This is a genomic window from Sphingobium herbicidovorans (genome assembly GCF_002080435.1).
GTDB classification, from domain to species: domain Bacteria; phylum Pseudomonadota; class Alphaproteobacteria; order Sphingomonadales; family Sphingomonadaceae; genus Sphingobium; species Sphingobium herbicidovorans.
Genome location: NZ_CP020538.1, coordinates 2,036,652 through 2,054,956 on the forward strand (window position 1 = coordinate 2,036,652; position 18,305 = coordinate 2,054,956).

At 61.3% G+C, this 18,305-nt stretch carries 22 protein-coding genes; 11 read left to right on the top strand and 11 right to left on the bottom strand.

Translation table 11 applies throughout. The annotated features are described in order from the left end of the window. Nucleotides 1-4: 4 nt before the first annotated feature. The 3 genes from B6S01_RS09860 to B6S01_RS09870 all read right to left on the bottom strand — a co-directional run bounded on the left by B6S01_RS09860 (nt 5) and on the right by B6S01_RS09870 (nt 2,500). Nucleotides 5-301 carry a hypothetical protein gene (locus B6S01_RS09860; protein ID WP_094182641.1) on the bottom strand — a complete coding sequence of 99 codons (297 nt, stop codon included), beginning with the start codon at nt 299-301 and terminating at the stop codon, nt 5-7. 134 nt (nt 302-435) lie between these two features. Then, on the bottom strand, nt 436-1,686 hold the full coding sequence (locus tag B6S01_RS09865; protein WP_037462858.1) for a putative DNA modification/repair radical SAM protein: 1,251 nt from the start codon (nt 1,684-1,686) through the stop codon (nt 436-438). A gap of 55 nt (nt 1,687-1,741) precedes the next feature. Further along, nucleotides 1,742-2,500 (bottom strand): class II aldolase/adducin family protein, encoded by a 759-nt coding sequence (locus tag B6S01_RS09870; RefSeq protein ID WP_037462856.1) that lies wholly within the window; start codon nt 2,498-2,500, stop codon nt 1,742-1,744. 225 nt (nt 2,501-2,725) lie between these two features. On the opposite strand from B6S01_RS09870, the gene rpsU reads away from it, so the two are divergent. Together rpsU and B6S01_RS09880 are read left to right on the top strand one after the other, a co-directional pair. Continuing rightward, nucleotides 2,726-2,932 (top strand): 30S ribosomal protein S21, encoded by a 207-nt coding sequence (rpsU, locus tag B6S01_RS09875; protein WP_004208618.1) that lies wholly within the window; start codon nt 2,726-2,728, stop codon nt 2,930-2,932. 74 nt (nt 2,933-3,006) lie between these two features. Next, nucleotides 3,007-3,570, top strand: coding sequence for an FKBP-type peptidyl-prolyl cis-trans isomerase (locus B6S01_RS09880; protein ID WP_037462855.1), 564 nt, complete (start codon nt 3,007-3,009; stop codon nt 3,568-3,570). Between the two features lie 45 nt (nt 3,571-3,615). Here the strand turns inward: B6S01_RS09880 and B6S01_RS09885 are convergent, their stop codons facing one another. From B6S01_RS09885 to pyrE, 5 genes are read right to left on the bottom strand one after another with little or no spacing between them, the layout of a single operon-like run. After that, on the bottom strand, nt 3,616-4,695 hold the full coding sequence (locus B6S01_RS09885) for an AI-2E family transporter (RefSeq protein ID WP_174525927.1): 1,080 nt from the start codon (nt 4,693-4,695) through the stop codon (nt 3,616-3,618). A gap of 24 nt (nt 4,696-4,719) precedes the next feature. Continuing rightward, nucleotides 4,720-5,616, bottom strand: a complete 897-nt coding sequence (lepB, locus tag B6S01_RS09890; RefSeq protein WP_037462853.1) for a signal peptidase I — start codon at nt 5,614-5,616, stop codon at nt 4,720-4,722. Between the two features lie 31 nt (nt 5,617-5,647). Next, nucleotides 5,648-6,049 (bottom strand): holo-ACP synthase, encoded by a 402-nt coding sequence (acpS, locus tag B6S01_RS09895; protein ID WP_037462851.1) that lies wholly within the window; start codon nt 6,047-6,049, stop codon nt 5,648-5,650. Beyond that, complete coding sequence (locus B6S01_RS09900) at nt 6,046-6,783, bottom strand: pyridoxine 5'-phosphate synthase (protein ID WP_037462850.1); 738 nt, start codon at nt 6,781-6,783, stop codon at nt 6,046-6,048. The genes acpS and B6S01_RS09900 overlap by 4 nt, the downstream gene beginning before the upstream one ends. 5 nt (nt 6,784-6,788) lie before the next feature. Then, on the bottom strand, nt 6,789-7,370 hold the full coding sequence (pyrE, locus tag B6S01_RS09905) for an orotate phosphoribosyltransferase (RefSeq protein WP_037462986.1): 582 nt from the start codon (nt 7,368-7,370) through the stop codon (nt 6,789-6,791). A 281-nt stretch (nt 7,371-7,651) separates the two neighbouring features. Here pyrE and coxB point away from each other — a divergent pair, with 281 nt between their 5' ends. From coxB to B6S01_RS09945, 9 genes are all read left to right on the top strand, one after another. Further along, nucleotides 7,652-8,650 (top strand): cytochrome c oxidase subunit II, encoded by a 999-nt coding sequence (gene coxB, locus B6S01_RS09910; RefSeq protein WP_037462849.1) that lies wholly within the window; start codon nt 7,652-7,654, stop codon nt 8,648-8,650. A gap of 17 nt (nt 8,651-8,667) precedes the next feature. Continuing rightward, the gene (ctaD, locus tag B6S01_RS09915; protein WP_037462847.1) at nt 8,668-10,335 is read left to right on the top strand and encodes a cytochrome c oxidase subunit I; all 1,668 of its coding nucleotides are present in this window, start codon (nt 8,668-8,670) and stop codon (nt 10,333-10,335) included. 118 nt (nt 10,336-10,453) lie between these two features. After that, nucleotides 10,454-11,374 (top strand): heme o synthase, encoded by a 921-nt coding sequence (locus B6S01_RS09920; RefSeq protein WP_037462985.1) that lies wholly within the window; start codon nt 10,454-10,456, stop codon nt 11,372-11,374. Next, a complete protein-coding gene (locus B6S01_RS21345; RefSeq protein WP_197689933.1) occupies nt 11,371-11,529 on the top strand; it encodes a hypothetical protein in 159 nt (52 codons plus the stop codon). The genes B6S01_RS09920 and B6S01_RS21345 overlap by 4 nt, the downstream gene beginning before the upstream one ends. After that, nucleotides 11,501-12,076, top strand: a complete 576-nt coding sequence (locus B6S01_RS09925; RefSeq protein WP_037462844.1) for a cytochrome c oxidase assembly protein — start codon at nt 11,501-11,503, stop codon at nt 12,074-12,076. Before B6S01_RS21345 ends, B6S01_RS09925 begins: the two co-directional genes overlap by 29 nt. A 43-nt stretch (nt 12,077-12,119) precedes the next feature. After that, on the top strand, nt 12,120-12,950 hold the full coding sequence (locus B6S01_RS09930; RefSeq protein WP_037462841.1) for a cytochrome c oxidase subunit 3: 831 nt from the start codon (nt 12,120-12,122) through the stop codon (nt 12,948-12,950). 211 nt (nt 12,951-13,161) lie between these two features. Then, nucleotides 13,162-13,803, top strand: coding sequence for an SURF1 family protein (locus B6S01_RS09935; RefSeq protein ID WP_037462837.1), 642 nt, complete (start codon nt 13,162-13,164; stop codon nt 13,801-13,803). A 44-nt stretch (nt 13,804-13,847) separates the two neighbouring features. Further along, nucleotides 13,848-15,248, top strand: a complete 1,401-nt coding sequence (thrC, locus tag B6S01_RS09940; RefSeq protein WP_037462835.1) for a threonine synthase — start codon at nt 13,848-13,850, stop codon at nt 15,246-15,248. After that, complete coding sequence (locus tag B6S01_RS09945; protein WP_037462834.1) at nt 15,245-16,114, top strand: class I SAM-dependent methyltransferase; 870 nt, start codon at nt 15,245-15,247, stop codon at nt 16,112-16,114. The genes thrC and B6S01_RS09945 overlap by 4 nt, the downstream gene beginning before the upstream one ends. Nucleotides 16,115-16,122: 8 nt before the next feature. Here the strand turns inward: B6S01_RS09945 and B6S01_RS09950 are convergent, their stop codons facing one another. The 3 genes from B6S01_RS09950 to rsfS form a co-directional block, all read right to left on the bottom strand. Continuing rightward, a complete protein-coding gene (locus tag B6S01_RS09950) occupies nt 16,123-17,361 on the bottom strand; it encodes a murein hydrolase activator EnvC family protein (protein WP_037462833.1) in 1,239 nt (412 codons plus the stop codon). An 81-nt stretch (nt 17,362-17,442) separates the two neighbouring features. After that, a complete protein-coding gene (locus B6S01_RS09955) occupies nt 17,443-17,865 on the bottom strand; it encodes a 23S rRNA (pseudouridine(1915)-N(3))-methyltransferase RlmH (protein ID WP_037462831.1) in 423 nt (140 codons plus the stop codon). Between the two features lie 44 nt (nt 17,866-17,909). Continuing rightward, a complete protein-coding gene (gene rsfS, locus B6S01_RS09960; RefSeq protein WP_037462830.1) occupies nt 17,910-18,299 on the bottom strand; it encodes a ribosome silencing factor in 390 nt (129 codons plus the stop codon). Between the last annotated feature and the right edge of the window lie 6 nt (nt 18,300-18,305).

An 18,305-nucleotide genomic window follows, 5' to 3' on the forward strand; every position in this document is an offset into this window, starting at 1 on the left:
TAGTTCAGCCGAACAGAAAGCGGAAGATTATGGCGACCGGTATCCACAAAAGGCTGCTGGCAATGCTGGTCAGCCAGAGTTGCACCACATCGCGGCGGAAACGCAGGTCAAGCCCCGCGCCAGAAAGACCGCTTTGGTCAAATAGCTCCCAGCGGCGCTCAAGGCCACGGGCAGCCATCGCAAACCCGGCGATGGCGACGATGATGGCGAGGTGCAGCACGAGCGAACCGCCCAACTTGGCGACGATTGCGATCTGGAGCAGGCAGCAGACGACGAGCGCAGTGGCCAGATGGCTGCTCATTCGCTTGGCATAGCGACCGCCATGCGATTGCGCAGAAGCATTTTTGAACAGCGTCGCCACCAGCCTTACCCCTCCATTCCCTGCTCAGAAGAAAACATGAAGTGCAACGCTTATCAACGGCAAAATTCGCTGCCTCAGGCAAAAAGCTCCAGTTGAGTCGCGGCAGGGGTGAGCCGCCTTTGAAGGTCTACGCTATCGATCAAATGCAGCGGCCGCCAATCGCTTGCGATCAGGAACGGTCGCAACTTGGCTATCGAGTTGGTCAGCCGGGCGACATCTGCCAGCTTCAGGCGGCGCTCTCTGCGACTCGCCACGATGCGATCAACGGCCCTGACGCCAAGACCTGGCACACGCAGCAGCATTTCCCGCGCGACCTTGTTCACATCGACCGGAAAAATCTCCCGGTGCCGCAGCGCCCAGGCCAGTTTGGGGTCTATGTCGAGCGGAAGATGCCCCGTTTCAGGATCTGTCGCCTGTTCAAGATCGCGCACCGAAAAGCCATAGAAGCGCATCATCCAGTCTGATTGATACAGCCGATGTTCGCGAAGAAGCGGCGGGCGTTTGAGAGGCAGGACGCTGCTGGGCGAGGGGATGGGTGAAAAGGCGCTGTAATAGACACGGCGCAATGCATGTTTGTCATAAAGCGACCGCGCCCGGCGCAAGATGGTGCGATCATCCGATCCATCGGCGCCGACTATCATCTGCGTCGATTGACCCGCCGGGGCAAAGCGGGGCGCATGGCGGTAACGCTTCCTTGCGTCACCCATATCCTCGATCGCCATGCGCAAATCCTTCATAGCGCCTTCGATCCGCGCGCCGTTCTTTTCAGGCGCCAGCCGTTCCAGCCCCTGTTCGGTCGGCAGTTCGACATTGATCGACAGCCGGTCTGCATAAAGTCCGGCCTGATGCGCCAGTTCAACATCGGCGTCCGGAATGGTCTTGAGATGGATATAGCCGCGAAAGTCGTGCTCCTCACGCAGCGTGCGGGCGACCTCGATCAACTGCTCCATCGTATAGTCCGGCGACCGGATGATGCCGGAGGACAGAAAAAGCCCTTCGATATAATTGCGGCGGTAGAAGTTGAGCGTCAGCGCGACGATTTCCTGCACGGTAAAGCGGGCGCGGCGCACATTGCTCGACTGGCGATTGATGCAATAATGGCAATCGAAGATGCAGCTGTTGGTCAGCAGGATTTTGAGCAGTGAAATGCATCGGCCATCAGGCGCATAGGCGTGGCAGATGCCCATGCCCTCGGTCGAGCCCAGACCGCCTTTACGCCCGGACAGGCTGTCACGCCTTTTCGTGCCCGATGACGCGCAGGAAGCGTCATATTTTGCAGCGTCAGCAAGGATTTCGAGTTTTTGGGCGACTGAAAGGATCGACATAAGTTCATGATATGTTCTTATCTTGCCTATGTCTTTGATGCAGATTGGTATCGCCTCAGCTTTTCCAACCAGGGTCGATCCGGTCGATCAGCCTTACCATGGCTTGAAAGTCTGGCACTCCGGGACCGCTGGGCAACTGGATGCCCCCAATATCGCGTTGGTGAACAGCGATGACCTCGGCCGGGACGTCAAGCGGCGTCCCGGCCGCGCCGGTCGCGACCTGAATTTCACAGGCGCGCTGAAGCATCCAGTGCATGAGAAACGCTTTGGGCAAGCTGTCCGCCATGACTAGCGTGCCATGATTGCGCAGCATCATGATGCGACGGTCCCCCAGGTTGGCGATCAGCCGTTCACCCTCTTCGGGCCGAAGGGTGATCCCTTCAAAGTCGTGATAGGCGATTCGCCCTGCAAATGCCGCCGCATAGAAATTTGTTGGCTGCAATCCTTCGTGGGTCGAGCTGACCGCCATCCCCGCCGTGGTATGTGTATGAATTACGCAATGGGCGTCGGGCACGAGGCGGTGAAACACGCTATGCTGGGTAAAGCCGGCGCGGTTCACCGGATAGGCGCTGCCATCAAGCACGTGGCCGTCGATATCGATCTTGACCAGATTCGACGCCGTTACTTCGGAATAAAGAAGGCCGAAGGGATTGATCAGGAAGGCGCCGTCCTCACCTGGAACACGCAGCGTTATGTGATTATAGATAAGCTCCGACCAGCCCATATGGTCGAATATGCGGTAGCAGGCCGCCAGTTGCCGGCGGGCTTCCCACTCTGCTGCTGACGCATCGGGAAAGGAAATGGCACTTGCCATGGTGATCCTCCTCCTGTCTTGTGCGCCCGACTATCTCTCTTGAGTGCGCCGCTGTCGAGTGGAACGGCTTTAGGGTTGAATTTGGCCGACTCTGCTGATAGGGCGCGCCCCACACGGCGCAGGCTGGCCTGCGACGACTCATCGCTATTACGTTCGGTAGGCCCGTTGGGAGGGGTTTTTGTCTCCTGGCAATCTGGCCTCTTTCGACTGGAGTTTGACTGGCTTATGCAAATCATCGTTCGCGACAACAATGTCGACCAGGCCCTGCGCGCGCTCAAGAAGAAGCTGCAGCGCGAGGGTGTGTATCGCGAGATGAAGTTGCGCCGTCACTACGAAAAGCCGTCGGAAAAGCGCGCCCGCGAAAAGGCGGCTGCGGTTCGCCGCGCGCGCAAGCTGGAGCGCAAGCGCGCTGAGCGCGACGGCGTCCGTTAAGACCTTCGTTATCCGGGGCGGCTGTCCGGCCGTCCCAATCCTGCTGATCACCCGCACCTGCGAGGCTTAGGTCCATGTCCACGACCGCTGTTCCCCTTCGTCCCATCGCCAAGGGGTCGCTCACGCGTCTCTGGATCGGCGTTGCAGCCGTGGCGGTTGCCGCTGGCGGATTGGCCTGGGCCGGGCAGCGCGGCGTTGAGCCTTCCCCCGCCAGCTATCTGGCGCGCAATGCGGGGGAAGACGGCGTCATGACCACCGATTCGGGGCTCCAGTATAAAGTGCTGGAAGAGGGCGAAGGCCCCAGTCCGACGGCGGCGGATGTCGCGCTGGTCGGCTATAAGGGCACTCTGCTCGACGGCACCGTCTTCGATGAAAATCCGCAGACCGCGATGCCCGTCGATGGCGTGGTCCCCGGCTTCTCCGAAGGGCTTCAGAAGATGAAGAAGGGCGGCAAATATCGCCTCTGGATCCCGCCGCAGCTTGGCTATGGGGAGCAGGCGGCTGGGCCTATTCCTGCCAATTCGGTGCTGGTGTTCGATGTGCAACTGCATGATTTCAAGTCCAAGGCAGACATCATGCGGATGCAGCAGATGATGCAGCAGGACGGCGCTACCCCGCCGCCATTGCCTGGCAACTGATCGGATCACCAGCGTTAGATGAAGGCCCGGTTTTCCGGGCCTTTTTCATTCGATCCGAACAATGCCGCTGGTGGCGGGACCATCGTCGCGCGCCTTGGAGCGTTCCTCCAGATAAACCTTGATCATCGCCACGATGGGGTCGGCCAGGAACAGTCCCAATATACCAAATAGCGCGCCGAACAGAATCTGCGCGGCCAGCACCAGGGCAGGCGCAAGGTCGGTCGCGCGCTTGGCGACCATCGGGACGATCAGATAGCCGTCCACGATCTGCACCACCAGATAGACGGCAAAGGCGTACAGACCCGCGTTCACTCCAGCTGAAAATCCAACCAGCACGATCAGCACACCGGAAATGATCGCCCCGATATTCGGCAGCAAGGCGAAAAGCCCGGTGAGGATGCCCAACAGGCCGGCCATGGGTACACCACCGGCAAGCAGGAGAAGCCAGGTCCCGACTCCCTCGACCGCCATGCCGATCAGCCGGCCGAACATCAATCGGCGCAAGGTCCAGCCCATCTTGTCCACGACATTGTAGAAGCCCACCCTCCGGCCCATAGGCAGCATCCAGGCAACGCCCCGTTCGTAGAGCCGAGGTTCGACCGCAATGAAGATCGCCAGCACCAGCATCATGACGCCGCTGGTAACAGCGCCCATCATCGTTCCCACCGCAGCCGTGACCCGACCGAGGGAACTGAAGGCCTGACTGGCAAGGCTTTTGAAGTCATTTGGCGTTGTGGTGACGCCCAGTTGCTCCATCCATCCGCCGATGCGGACCACTTGCGCCTCGACGATTGACCGCATCGCCTGCGCCTGCATCGCCAGGCTCGATCCCGTCAGGTAAAAGGTGTAGGCGAGGAAAAGCACCGCTGAAATCAAAACAATGGTGAGACGCCAGCCGCGACTGATGGGTAAAACCCGGCCGAGCAGCCTCGTGCCCCCATCCATCATCGTGGCCAGGACCAGCGCGCCAAGGATCAGCATGATCGGCTGGGCGAGAAACCACAGCAGCGCCACTGCCACCGCCACGCCGATCCACACGCTTGCGCGCTGAATCTCCCGATTAACTAGGGGGCTGCGCAGTTCGCTGGGGCCTGGCTCCTCAATGTGGACATGGTTTCCGCGCAATCGCCAGCCCCTTTTTGCCAACCATTACTTCGGGGGTGCAACGCTCTCCGGTCGCAAGCTGTTCCCGGCCCGGCCGCTGCGCAGCCCATGGATCCAGCTGATTGGGTTCCATGTGGAATTGCCATCCAGTGAGAAAGTGATGAACTCCGCGCGTCCTCCAATCGCTTCCCACGGGACCGGGCCACCCAGGCCATTTTCCTCCAGCGGAGCGCGGCTGTCGGCGCTGTTGTCCCGATTGTCGCCCATCAGGAACACATGATTTGCCGGCACCCGCACTGGTTCATACCAGTCGAGCGTACTGGGGCCCATGTCGATTATCAGATAGCTCTTGCCATTGGGCAGAGTCTCCTGCCGGACGGGCAACTGGCAATAGCTTCGTCCGTCCGTCCCGGTCGCACGCGCGCCCGGGAATTGGGCGGGAGAGCAGGGCGCATTGCCATCGATGGGGATGCGCACAGGCTTCAGCGCCCTTTGGGGGACCGCCGCGCCGTTAAGGATCACCTGTCCGCCCCGCACCTCGATAATGTCGCCGGGCAGACCGATCACGCGCTTGATATAGTCCTCCCGCCGGTTGTGCGGCGACACGATGACGATATCCCCGCGCTCGGGCAGGCGGCCGAAAATCCGGCCTTTCAGGAAGGGGAGGGGATGAAAGCTCGGCGAGACGTAGGACCAGCCATAGGGAAATTTGCTGACCACCAGACGGTCGCCCTTGAGGAGGACTGGCATCATCGATTCGCTAGGAATGTAGAATGGCTTCGCCACGAAGCTGTGGAACGCGAGCACTGCCAGGATTAGAAGAGCGATGCTTTTTACTTCATGCCACCAATCGATTGACCCTTTTTCGGTTTGGGCGGGCGGCGGGGTTGCTGGCTCGTCGGGGGAAAGCGGGTCGTTTTCGCTCATATCGGTTGCCGTCATGAAAGGCTTCTCGGATTCAGGGACGCCGCTGTCACTGGGGCAGCGCTTCGATGATGACGAAGGCCTGCGCCCATGGGTGATCATCGGTTAGCGTGACGTGAATGACAGGCTTGTGACCTGAGGGAACCATGGATCGAAGCTGCGCCAGCGCGCCACCGGTCAGTTCAAGCGTGGGCGCGCCCCCCGCCCGGTTCACGACGCCGATGTCCTTCATGAACACGCCGTGCTTGAATCCGGTGCCGACCGCCTTGGAAAAGGCTTCCTTCGCCGCGAACCGCTTGGCGAGAGTCCCGGCCTTTGTGAAAGGACGCCGATTGGCCTTTACTCTTTCGACATCGGTAAAGACGCGCTGTTCGAAGCGCTCGCCGAACCTGTCTAGCGAATGCTGGATCCGCTCGATATTGCACAGGTCGGAACCCAGGCCGATGATCAACGGACGAGGTCCATCTGCCGCCGCATTTCCCGGATGCTGCCTTCCAGGCCGTTGAATATCGCCTCGCCGATCAGGAAATGGCCGATGTTGAGTTCGGCCACCTGCGGGATCGCCGCGATAGGGCCGACATTGTCGAAGGTCAGTCCGTGGCCCGCATGCGGTTCGATCCCGTTCTTGGCGGCCAGAGCCGCAGCGTCCGTGATGCGGCGCAGTTCGTTTACACGCTCCGTGCCGGAAACATGAGCGTAGCGGCCGGTATGGAATTCGACGACCGGTGCACCAAGCTGGATCGCGGCCGCGATTTGAACCGGATCGGCCTCGATGAACAGGCTGACCCGGATTCCCGCGTCGCTCAGAGCCTGAACAATTGGTTGTAGCGCATCGATCTGCCCGGCTGCATCAAGGCCGCCTTCGGTCGTTCGCTCCTCCCGCTTTTCGGGTACGATACACGCGGCATGGGGGCGATGCTTCAAGGCGATGTCCAGCATTTCCTGCGTCGCCGCCATTTCCAGATTGAGCGGCACCGTGAGCGCCGTCATCAGCGTGGCGATATCCTCGTCCCGAACGTGCCGCCGGTCTTCGCGCAGGTGCGCGGTGATGCCGTCCGCACCGGCTGCCACCGCGAGCAGCGCGGCCTTCACGGGATCGGGATGCTCTCCCCCGCGGGCATTCCGGATGGTCGCAACATGGTCTATGTTGACACCCAGGCGCAGATGGGCGGGGGACTGGTGCATATAGCTTATTGCTTCCGGCTGCCGGGCTTGATCGCGGGCACTGCCGCCAGTTCGGGTGGCACCTCTTCGGCTTCATAAACCGGAAAGTTTATGCTGACGAGCGGATAGAAGGGTACGCCCAGATCCACTTCGCCTGCAGAGCGATCGACCAAAGAAGCCTCTGCAATGACGATGCCGCCGTCCGCTTCCACCGCTTCGATTGCCTGGCGCGAGGAGAGGCCGGTGGTGACCACATCTTCGACCATCAGCACTTTTTGACCCGGCACGATCGCGAAACCGCGGCGAAGTTCGAACGTACCTTCGGGCCTTTCCAGAAACACTGCATCCTTGTCGAGCGCCCTGCCCACCTCATGTCCGATAATCAGCCCCCCCATGGCAGGCGAAACGACCAGGTCGATTTCTTGCCGCAATTCGCGCGGCAGCTTCTGCACGATGGCGCGCGCGAGGCGACCTGCGCGTTCGGCGTTCATCAACACGCGCGCGCATTGCAGATAATTGGCGCTACGGCGGCCCGAGGACAGAATGAAATGCCCTTCCAGCAGCGCTCCGGCCGCCCTGAATTCCGCCAATACTTCCTCGTCGGTCATCCGATTTTTGATCCATCCGCCCATGCCAGGGCCATGTTTCAGAACCAGCCGGCACATCTTATTCCAGCATGAGACACGCCCATGATCGCGCTCCTGCGCGCGAGGTGCGAGATAGGCGGACGACAGGGGCGTTGCAACAGCGAAGAAAATCTGCTCCTGCCCGCTTGAGGCAGGAAAAAACCATGCCTATAAGCCGCGGCAGACCGACCGGGCGGGGGGAGCGCGTATGCGCGCGCCTTCGTTGCAGCGGCGCCAAGGGGTTACGGGGTAAGAAGACGCTTATGAAGATGGTGAAATCGCTCGTTCTCGCCGGATTGCTGGCCTTTGCGCCGGCTGCGGCGTTGAACAGTCAGGCGCTGGCACAGGACAATGCCGCCGTCGCGGCTGCTGCTGACAATGCGGTCGTGCCGACCGAATCGAGCGCCAATGCTGCGGCTCCCGCTGCCGAAGTTGCCGCCCCGGCCCGGATGAAGCCGACCGAAGGCATAGGCATGCCGCGTCCTGGCGAAATCACCTTGCAGGAACAGTTCAGCCCAACCGGCCACACGGCCCGCTGGCTGCATGATGTGCTTTTGCTTCCGCTCATCACGATCATTTCGATCCTCGTGCTGGTCCTGATGCTCTATGTCATGGTCCGTTTCCGTCGCAGCGCGAATCCGGTGCCCTCGAAGACTTCGCACAATACGCTGATCGAAGTGATCTGGACCGTGGTGCCGGTGATTATCCTTCTGGTGATCGCCGTGCCGTCGATCGGCTTGCTGGCCGACCAGTATAAGCCTGCGCCCAAGGATGCGCTGACTGTCAAGGTCACAGGTTATCAATGGTATTGGGGCTATGAGTACCCCGACAACGCCATTCCCGAATTCGTTTCGAACATGCTCCCGAAGGACAAGGCCGAGGCAAATGGCGAGCCATATCTGCTTGCGCCCGACAATCGTCTCGTGCTGCCTGTTGGCCGTCCGATCAAGTTGATCATCACTGGCGCTGACGTCATTCACAGCTTTGCCATTCCGTCGCTTTGGGTGAAGATGGATGCGGTGCCGGGCCGGCTGAATGAAAAGAGTTTCTCCATCGAGAAGCCCGGCGTCTATTATGGTCAGTGCTCGGAACTGTGTGGCGCACGCCACGCCTTCATGCCGATCGCGATCGAGGCGCTGCCCCCGGCTCAGTTTGACCAGTGGGTCCTTTCGCAAGGTGGCCAGCTCCAGGGTGCAACTGCGGCAGCGACTGCTGCTGCCGCTCCCGTAGCGCCTGCCGCCGCACCCGCCGAAAAGCTTTGATGTAAGGGCAAGATGCCATGACAACCATTACCGCAGATCATCACGGCGACCATGCTCATGAGCATCATGACGCCGACCACAAGCCAGCCTTTTTCCAGCGCTGGTTCATGTCGACGAACCATAAGGATATCGGCACTCTCTACCTGATCTTCGCGATCCTTGCAGGCGTGATCGGTGGCGCGATTTCAGGACTGATGCGTGCTGAACTTGCCCAGCCGGGCATCCAGTATCTACAGACTTGGGCGCAGTTCAGCGATGGCCCCAATGCCACGCTTGATCAGGCATATCATCTCTGGAACGTGCTGATCACCGCGCATGGCCTGATCATGGTCTTTTTCATGGTCATGCCCGCGATCATCGGCGGCTTTGGCAACTGGTTCGTGCCGATCATGATCGGTGCGCCCGACATGGCTTTCCCGCGGATGAACAATATCAGCTTCTGGCTGCTCATCCCGGCTTTCGCTTTGCTTTTGGGTTCTGCCTTCGTCCCCGGAGGCACTGGCAATGGCGCTGGGACGGGTTGGACGGTCTATGCGCCGCTTTCGACCAGCGGTTCAGCTGGCCCGGCCGTCGATATGGCCATCCTGTCGTTGCATATTGCGGGCGCCAGCTCCATTCTGGGTGCGGTCAACTTCATCACCACCATTCTCAACATGCGCGCGCCGGGCATGACCTTGCACAAGATGCCGCTGTTCGTCTGGTCGGTCCTGGTCACAGCCTTCCTGCTGCTGCTCGCGCTGCCCGTTCTGGCTGCCGCGATCACCATGCTGCTTACGGATCGTAACTTCGGCACCACATTCTATGATGCGGCCGGTGGCGGCGACCCTGTGCTGTACCAGCATCTCTTCTGGTTCTTCGGCCATCCCGAAGTGTACATCATGATCCTGCCCGGCTTCGGCATTGTCAGCCAGATCATCTCGACCTTCAGTCGCAAGCCAGTATTCGGTTATCTGGGCATGGCATATGCCATGGTCGCGATCGGCGTCGTCGGCTTCGTCGTGTGGGCGCACCACATGTTCACCACCGGCATGTCCGTGAACGTTAAGATGTATTTCACGGCCGCGACGATGGTCATCGCGGTCCCTACCGGGATCAAGATCTTCTCGTGGATTGCGACGATCTGGGGTGGTTCGATTAGCTTCAAAACCCCGATGGTGTGGGCCCTGGGTTTCATTTTCCTCTTCACGGTGGGCGGTGTTACAGGCGTTGTGCTAGCGAATGGCGGCGTGGATGACGTGCTGCATGACACCTATTATGTCGTGGCGCATTTCCACTACGTCCTTTCGCTGGGCGCGGTGTTTGGCCTGTTCGCGGGCTTCTATTACTGGTTCCCGAAGATGTCGGGCCGGATGTACAACGAGTTTCTCGGCCATCTGCACTTTTGGGTCTTCTTCGTCGGCGTGAACCTGCTGTTCTTCCCGATGCACTTCCTGGGCCTGTCGGGCATGCCTCGCCGCTATCCTGACTATCCCGAAGCCTATGCTTATTGGAATGGCGTCGCCAGTCACGGTTATGAGATCATGGCGGTCGGCGTGCTGATCTTCTTCGTGAACGTCTTCTGGTCGCTCGTCGCTGGCAAGAAGGCGGAAGGCAATCCGTGGGGTGAAGGCGCCACTACGCTGGAATGGACGCTGTCTAGCCCGCCGCCGTTCCACCAATTCGAAACCCTGCCGGTCATCGACTGACGATCGGCGCGAACAAGGGCGTCCCGGTATTGGGACGCCAGGTAGCGGCTAACGCCGTCGACCTAGTATGAGCATTCCCGGCGTCCGTAATGGCGCCGGGTTGCCGCATGAGGAGCATATGGCAAGTTTGCCGTTCGAGACCACAAGCACGGTTTCCACGATCCCCGCTCATTGGCGGGATTTCGTCGCGCTGACCAAGCCGCGAGTGATGACGCTCGTGGTCTTCACCGGGCTTTGTGGCCTGCTTGCTGCGCCGGGCCATATTCACCCCGTTTTGGCTTTCACGGCCATCCTCTGCATTGCGCTGGGTGCGGGCGCTGCGGCGACGCTCAACCAATGGTACGAAGCCGACATTGATGCGAAGATGAAACGGACCGCTAATCGGCCGCTGCCGGCGGGCCGAATGGATCGGCAGTCCGCGCTCCACTTCGGCGTCGGCCTTTCCTTTTTTTCGGTGCTGTTGATCGGGGTCGCCACCAACTGGCTGGCCGCAGCCGTTCTCGCGATATCGATCCTCTTTTATGTGTTCGTCTACACCATCTGGCTCAAGCCCAGGACGACGCAGAATATCGTGATTGGCGGCGCTGCTGGCGCCTTTCCTCCGGTCATCGGCTGGGCTGCTGTGACCGGCGATGTGGGCGCATTGCCGATCGCGCTATTCGCGCTCACCTTCTTCTGGACGCCGCCACACTTCTGGGCGCTCGCTCTGTTCGTGAAGACCGATTACGCTGCGGCAAACATTCCGATGCTGCCGGTTGTGTCCGGCGAAGCCGCCACGCGGCGGCAGATCTGGTTTTATACCGCAATCATGGCGGCGGCGGCGATGGCGCCGGTCCTTCTGCGCCTCACTGGCCTCATTTACGGGGTGACCGCGCTGCTCGGAACTGCCTTATTCGTCGTCTTTGCTTTCCAGGTGTTCCGGCACAGGGAGACCGATCCGGCTCGCATGGCTCCTGAACGGCGGCTGTTCAAATATTCGATTTTCTACCTTTTCCTTCTCTTTGGAGCGGTCGTGATTGATCGTTGGCTGCTTGCATGACGCCTGAAGAAGAAAAGCAGGTCAGAAGCAGGCAGAAGTCGCGCGCGCTTGTGACGGGCCTCCTGCTTGCGGCGCTTGTCGTCCTCTTCTACGCCATCACCATCGCCAAGATGGGGGAGGCCGTTGATGGCCAGCTTGCCGCCGTCACCCTTTGACCGGGACCGGCGAAATCGGCGAACTTTGATGGCCATGGCCGGCGTAGGTCTCGCCATGCTCGGCCTGGGTTTCGCGTCGGTCCCACTTTATCGCATCTTCTGCGAGCAGACGGGTTTCGGCGGCACGACCCAGCGCGCGTCCAGTAACGTCAACGTGCAGCCGGCCGTTGGCCACACCATGTCTATCCGCTTCGACTCAAACATTCAGCCCGGCATGCCCTGGCAATTCTATCCTGAGCGCAGGACCGATACGGTAACCGTTGGCGCCAGGGACATGGCTATCTTCATTGCGAAGAACATGTCCGACAAGCCGGTCACCGGAACGGCGAGCTTCAACGTCACGCCGACTCAGGCTGGCGCCTATTTCACCAAGATCCAATGCTTTTGCTTCACGGAGCAAACCTTGCAGCCTGGCCAGGAAGTCCGGATGCCAGTGCTCTACTATGTTGATCCAAAAATTCTGGCGGATCCCGACAACCGGGACACCCAGCAAATTACGCTCAGCTACACCTTCTATCCTGTTGAGCAGGACAAGAAGCCAAGCTAAGGCAATCCACGATAACGCGAACGCGAACAGGGAAGAGTACGTCATGGCAGGCGCCAAGCAGCACGATTATCATATTCTACCGCCCAGCATCTGGCCGCTTTTTGGATCCATGTCTGCGCTGGTTATGGCAGTTGGCGCGATTATGTGGATGCATCCCGACGCGATGCCCGCTGGCGGTGGTTGGGTGTTCCTGATCGGCGTGGCTGGCGTCCTTTTCACCATGTACAGCTGGTGGGCCAATGTGATCGCCGAGGCGCATGCCGGCGATCACACGCCTGTCGTCCAATTGCACCTGCGTTACGGCATGATCTTGTTCATCGCTTCCGAAGTGATGTTTTTCGTGGGCTGGTTCTGGGCATATTTCGACTTCTCGCTATTCCCCAGCGAACTCCCGCCGATTGATGGAATGTTCCCGTCAAAGGGCATCGAGGTAATGAATGCGTTCGAGCTGCCGCTGCTCAACACGCTCATCCTGCTCTGCTCCGGCACCACCGTCACCTGGGCGCATCACGCGCTGATTCATGGCGATCGTGAAGGCCTGAAGACAGGTCTGTGGTTGACCGTGATCCTGGGCGTTCTGTTTTCGGCGATCCAGGCCTATGAATATGCCCATGCTCCGTTCCCGTTCGGCGGCAGCCCGTACAGCTCGGCCTTTTATATGGCGACCGGTTTCCACGGGTTCCACGTTCTGGTCGGCACGATCTTTCTGATCGTCAACCTGATCCGCGTCTACAAGGGGCACTTCACACCCCGCCAGCATTTCGGTTTTGAAGCCGCTGCCTGGTACTGGCACTTTGTCGATGTTGTCTGGTTGTTCCTCTTCGTCGCCATCTACGTCTGGGGTGGCTGGGGCGCCCCGATGCATGGCGGCTGATCACCGATCAACGTTCAGATAGCGAACGGCCGGGCATGATCCGGCCGTTTCCTTTTGCGGCGAGGCCAATTATCTCTGCTGCGATCATGTCCTTGATTGCTCCTCCGCCACGGCCGTTCCCATGTGGCGCTTACAGTCGCGGATCGAAGAGGTTCGGCAACGGGATATTGGCGATAGCACCTGTCGATATCAGGCTAGCGGAGTAGCAATTATGAAATTTGGGCGCTTCCCGCTTTTCGCGACCTTGGTTGTCGTCGTCGCAATTCTAGTCATGATCGGCCTTGGCGTTTGGCAATTGCAAAGGCGTGGTGAAAAGGAAGCCACGCTCGCGCTTGTGGCGGCGAATCCGGCGAAACCGGCGATCAGCTTTCCCTGGACGCCTCCGGTCCCCGACGAATTGCTGTTCCGTCGCTCGTCGCTCCATTGCCTTGATGTCGTAGCTTGGCAAACCGAAGCCGGGCGGGCCGCCGATGGGTCGGTGGGATATCGCTATATCGCGCATTGCTCCACTGGCGCAGAGGGACCAGGTGCGCTCGTCGCAATGGGTGTCGCCAAGCAACCGGATCTGAAGCCGAGTTGGGACGGAGGCAATGTAGGCGGGTGGATCTCGGAAGAACCGGATCACAGGACGCTGCTTTCGCGATTTGTTGGCAATGCTCCTCCATTGCGGCCGATGCTGATTGCGGAACGCGCTCCGAATGGGCTGAAGCCTGTTGCGCCGCCGGCCGTTGATGACGTCCCCAACAACCACCTCGCTTATGCCGTCCAGTGGTTTCTCTTCGCCGCGGTGGCAGCTCTCATCTATGCGCTTGCACTGCGCAGGCGCACCCTGTCCCCAGGCGGATCGTCGTAAATGCTTGCTCCTCCGTCTCTGCATCGTTACCGGGCGTCCCCATCATGCAATATGTGAGCACCAGAGGAAGCGCCCCAACGCTGGGTTTCGAAGATGTGACGCTGGCGGGGCTGGCGTCCGATGGGGGGCTCTACATTCCCGAAAGCTGGCCGCGCCTTTCGGATGACCAGATCAATGCGCTTGCCGGCCTCTCCTATGTCGAAACCGCGGTGCGGGTCATGGCGCCCTATGTGGCAGGATCACTGACGGAAGAAGAGTTGCGGGAACTCTGCACCGCAGCCTATGGACGCTTCAGCCATCAGGCGGTGACGCCGCTGGTGCAACTCGATCATCGGCATTGGCTGCTCGAACTTTTCCACGGTCCGACGCTGGCGTTCAAGGATGTAGCGCTTCAGTTGCTCGGCCAGTTGTTCGAGCGGTTTCTTTCGCGACGGGACGATCATCTGACGATTGTCGGCGCGACATCAGGGGACACCGGATCGGCGGCGATCGACGCTGTCGCCGGACGCGAGAAGATCGACATTTTCATGCTGCACCCGGAAGGTCGGGTGTCGGACGTCCAGCGTCGGCAGATGACGACCGTGCGCGCGCCCAATGTCCATAACATCGCCATTGAGGGCAGCTTTGACGATGCGCAGTCGCTGGTAAAGGCGATGTTCAACGACGCCGCCTTTTCAAAGCGCTTCAATCTGTCAGCGGTGAACAGCATCAACTGGGCACGGCTGATGGCTCAGGTCGTCTATTATTTCTACGCTGCGGTTCGCCTTGGCGCGCCGGAGCGGCCCGTCGCCTTTTCCGTGCCGACGGGAAATTTCGGCGATGTGTTCGCTGGCTATGTGGCCGCGCAGATGGGGCTGCCCGTCGCCAGGTTGATGGTCGCCACCAATGTGAACGACATTCTCCACCGCGCACTTTCAGACGGCGACTATAGCCAGGGCCAGGTGGTCCAGACGGCAACGCCCAGCATGGACATCCAGATCAGCTCCAATTTCGAGCGGTTGCTGTTCGACGCAGGAGGGCGGGATGGCGCGGCCCTTTCCGCACAGATGAAGGGTTTTGAGACGAGCCGCGCGATGCGCCTTACCAATGCGCAGCGGGCAGGCGCCGGGAAGCTTCTGACGTCTGCTCGTGTTGATGGCGATGCGATGAACATGGCGATCCGTTGGGCTTTCGATGGTTCGGGCCAGGTGATCGATCCGCATACTGCCGTGGGGCTTGCCGCCGCGCGCGAGCTGGAAGTCGATGCGAGCGTTCCGATCGTGACGCTGGCGACCGCGCATCCGGCCAAGTTCCGCGAGGCCGTCGAGCGCGCAACAGGTATTCGCCCCCCGTTGCCAGCGCGGATGGGGGATCTGTTCGCCCGCGAGGAAGCCTATGCCAAGCTGCCTGCGACCTTTGACGCGATAACCGCCTATGTCGCGGAGCGCGCTACGCCGCGGGCATGAAGCTCGACACCCTCATTGGCGAGCCTTGGCCCGATTACGGCCTGATAGATTCAGGTCACGGCCGGAAGCTGGAACGCTACGGCCGTTTCCGGTTCATCAGACCCGAGCCGCAGGCCATGTGGGCGCCAGCCAACGCGGATTGGCAGGCCGATGGCGAGTTCGTGCCCGGCTCTGACGAGGAAGGTGGCGGCCGCTGGGTTCACGCCCGGCCGGTTCCGCCGGAAGGGTGGCCACTTAGCTGGAAGGAAGTGACCTTCCAGGCCAATTGCACGCCCTTTCGCCACCTGGGCTTCTTCCCTGACATGGCGCCGGTCTGGAACTGGATGCGCGGGCAGGTCGATGGCGTGGAGCAGCCACAGGTGATGAACCTGTTCGGCTATACCGGCGTCGGTACGCTGGCGATGGCGGCTGAGGGCGCGCAGATGGTCCATGTCGATGCGTCGAAAAAGTCCGTGGCGCAGGCACGCGCCAACGCCGCCGCATCGGGCATGGAGGACCGGCCGGTGCGCTGGATCGTCGATGATGCGGCCAAATTCGTTGCACGCGAGGTGAGAAGAGGGCGGCGCTATGACGGCATCTTGCTGGATCCGCCCAAATATGGTCGCGGGCCTGATGGTGAGATTTGGCGGCTTGAGGAGGATCTGCCAGGGCTTATCGCCAATTGCCGGCAGCTGCTCGATGCGGACAGCCGTTTCCTGTTCCTGACAGTTTATGCGGTTCGAATGTCGGCGCTGGCGATCGGGGAATTGCTGCGACAAGTCTTCGCCGATCTGCCCGGAGAGGTGGAGGCGGGTGAGCTGGCGGTGCGTGAGGAAGCGCGGGGCCTGTCCCTGCCGACGGCGATCTGGGCGCGCTGGCGGCGCTGAGCGCTCGCCTACGCCCCCCTTGATCCCAGCAGCGGTACGATGTTCACTGGCCGTCCGTGGCGCCGCAATTCAATGGTTATGCTTGGCCGTCCCAGCCCCGCGCTGCCCAGTGGGTCGCCTTGGCGCACCTTGTCCCCGACGGTTGCGGAAATGCGGAGCAATCCGGTGATCAACGTCGTCCAACCGCCACCATGGTCCAGGATCAATATCTGCCCATAGCCGCGATACGGCCCGGCAAAGACCACGCGACCCGCCGTCGGCGCTACCGCCAGCGCGCCTGGCTGCGTCACGATGGTCAGGCCGCGTGAACGCACACCACTTTCGGACAATTCCCCCATTCCCGTGACAAGCTGTCCCATGACCGGGAGACGGTAGGGCGGTGGTCCGTTTGGCTGTCGCTTCTCCGTTGGCGCAGGAGCGGCAGCCAGATCCGGCCGCGCGGGCCGAAGCAGCGGGCCGGGGAGCGCCGCCAGCGCATCGCGCAGGTCGCCAGCCGCCTGCAGGCGGTCCATCAGGTCAACGATATCGCGTGCGCGCTCGCCCATGGCCAGCGCGCGATCGCTCTCAATATCCGCGCTGGAACGATAGTCTTTTGCCGCCAGCCGCTTGCGCGTTTCCAGCGTCTGGAGCGCGGCCTGACGATTGCGCAGGTCGGCCTGGCTCTGTGTCAGGGAACTTGCGGCCTGTTCCGCGCTTTCGCGCAGCGCCCGGCTGCGATCCAGCTCCGCCCGCAGGCCTGCGGTGCGTTCCTGGATGACAGGAAGTATCTGGCCCAGCACGGCGCGCATGTGCACCGCGTCACTGACCGATCCCGGTTGCACCAGCGCGAGCGCCAGTGGGCGGCGCGCCATCATCTGAAGCGCCGCTGTCAGGCGCACGACCGGCTCCTGCTTCGCCGCGAGCCGCGCCGCCTGGGCGCGCTGCATGCGGGAGATGATGGCGATGCGGGCCTGTGCGGCCTGAATGTCGGCTTCGGCCTGTTGAATGCGCGCGGCCATGGCGGCGGCGCGGCGTCGTGCCTGATCGGCCTCGTCACGGGCGGCCCCGGCCTGTTGTTCCAGCCGTTCGGACCGTTCGCGCGCCTGCGCTGACTGGACGCGCGCAGCCTTGAGGGCGGCCTGTTCCTGTTGAAGACTGGTTTCACCCGTGCCGCCAAGGATGATGCCGGGACCGGCGGCGGTCAGGCGTGCGGCTGCGATGGCTGCCGCACCACCGATGACCGCTGCGACAATCGCTGACCGTTTCACCCTTGCCCCCTGCGGACCATGTGGACGGGCCGCGTGGATTGCCTATCCTGAAAGCCCGGCCGCTGTCGAGCGGCGACCATATCAGCCTTCGCGATGATAGGGATGCCCCGACAGGATCGAAGATGCGCGCCAGAGTTGCTCCGCCAGCATCGCGCGCGCCATCATGTGCGGCCATGTCATTGCGCCAAAGGCGATCAGCAGGTCAGCGTTCGCCCTGTCGGCATCCTCGAACCCGTCCGCAGCGCCGATCAGGAAACGGCATTCGCGGGCGCCTGCGTCACGCCAGCCTTCCAGCCGTCTGGCGAACTCCACCGAGCCCAGTTGGCTGCCCTTTTCGTCGAGCATGACGGTGACCGCGCCCGGCTGCGCAGGCGGCAGTTTGCCGCCGCGATCGGGCAGTTCGGTTATCCTGTGCGGCATCGTCAGCCGCTTCATATAGCGCTCGACAAGCTCAGCCTCGGCCGAGCGTCCGATCTTTCCGCGCGCAATGATGTGAAGGAGCATGGAGAAGCCCCTAACAAGTCAGTGCGCGCTTGTCGAAGGCCGTTTCAGGCGGTGCCGGCCACCGGCGCGTCGACAAAGCCCCACATGCGCTCCAGATTGTAGAAGCTGCGCACTTCCGGCCGGAACAGGTGGACGATCACGTCGCCCGCATCGATCAGGACCCAGTCGGCAACCGGCAGACCTTCGACACGCGCGGAGCGGCCGGTGGCTTGCTTGATGCGCTCGGCCAGCTTCTGCGCCATCGACGCGACCTGACGCGATGAACGCCCGCTGGCGATCACCATATGGTCAGCGATGCTGCTCTTGCCTTCGAGAGGGATGGAGATGGTTTCCTGCGCCTGGTCGTCGTCGAGCGACTTGAGGACAAGGTCGTGCAGGGCGGCAACGCTATCGGCACTTTGGGCCGTGTCGTTGGCGGGATGTGGTCTGGTCAAAGATGC

Bases quoted from the DNA above. Each gene is read 5' to 3' on its own strand.
- B6S01_RS09930 (WP_037462841.1), top strand. From the start codon at position 12,120: ATGGCAGGCGCCAAGCAGCACGATTATCATATTCTACCGCCCAGCATC.
- B6S01_RS09945 (WP_037462834.1), top strand. From the start codon at position 15,245: ATGAAGCTCGACACCCTCATTGGCGAGCCTTGGCCCGATTACGGCCTG.
- B6S01_RS09860 (WP_094182641.1), bottom strand. From the start codon at position 301: ATGAGCAGCCATCTGGCCACTGCGCTCGTCGTCTGCTGCCTGCTCCAG.
- rpsU (WP_004208618.1), top strand. From the start codon at position 2,726: ATGCAAATCATCGTTCGCGACAACAATGTCGACCAGGCCCTGCGCGCG.
- pyrE (WP_037462986.1), bottom strand. From the start codon at position 7,370: ATGACCGACGAGGAAGTATTGGCGGAATTCAGGGCGGCCGGAGCGCTG.
- B6S01_RS09920 (WP_037462985.1), top strand. From the start codon at position 10,454: ATGGCAAGTTTGCCGTTCGAGACCACAAGCACGGTTTCCACGATCCCC.
- ctaD (WP_037462847.1), top strand. From the start codon at position 8,668: ATGACAACCATTACCGCAGATCATCACGGCGACCATGCTCATGAGCAT.
- B6S01_RS09870 (WP_037462856.1), bottom strand. From the start codon at position 2,500: ATGGCAAGTGCCATTTCCTTTCCCGATGCGTCAGCAGCAGAGTGGGAA.
- B6S01_RS21345 (WP_197689933.1), top strand. From the start codon at position 11,371: ATGACGCCTGAAGAAGAAAAGCAGGTCAGAAGCAGGCAGAAGTCGCGC.
- coxB (WP_037462849.1), top strand. From the start codon at position 7,652: ATGAAGATGGTGAAATCGCTCGTTCTCGCCGGATTGCTGGCCTTTGCG.
- B6S01_RS09865 (WP_037462858.1), bottom strand. From the start codon at position 1,686: ATGTCGATCCTTTCAGTCGCCCAAAAACTCGAAATCCTTGCTGACGCT.
- B6S01_RS09900 (WP_037462850.1), bottom strand. From the start codon at position 6,783: ATGCACCAGTCCCCCGCCCATCTGCGCCTGGGTGTCAACATAGACCAT.
- lepB (WP_037462853.1), bottom strand. From the start codon at position 5,616: ATGACGGCAACCGATATGAGCGAAAACGACCCGCTTTCCCCCGACGAG.
- B6S01_RS09955 (WP_037462831.1), bottom strand. From the start codon at position 17,865: ATGCTCCTTCACATCATTGCGCGCGGAAAGATCGGACGCTCGGCCGAG.
- B6S01_RS09880 (WP_037462855.1), top strand. From the start codon at position 3,007: ATGTCCACGACCGCTGTTCCCCTTCGTCCCATCGCCAAGGGGTCGCTC.
- thrC (WP_037462835.1), top strand. From the start codon at position 13,848: ATGCAATATGTGAGCACCAGAGGAAGCGCCCCAACGCTGGGTTTCGAA.
- B6S01_RS09925 (WP_037462844.1), top strand. From the start codon at position 11,501: ATGGCCAGCTTGCCGCCGTCACCCTTTGACCGGGACCGGCGAAATCGG.
- B6S01_RS09935 (WP_037462837.1), top strand. From the start codon at position 13,162: ATGAAATTTGGGCGCTTCCCGCTTTTCGCGACCTTGGTTGTCGTCGTC.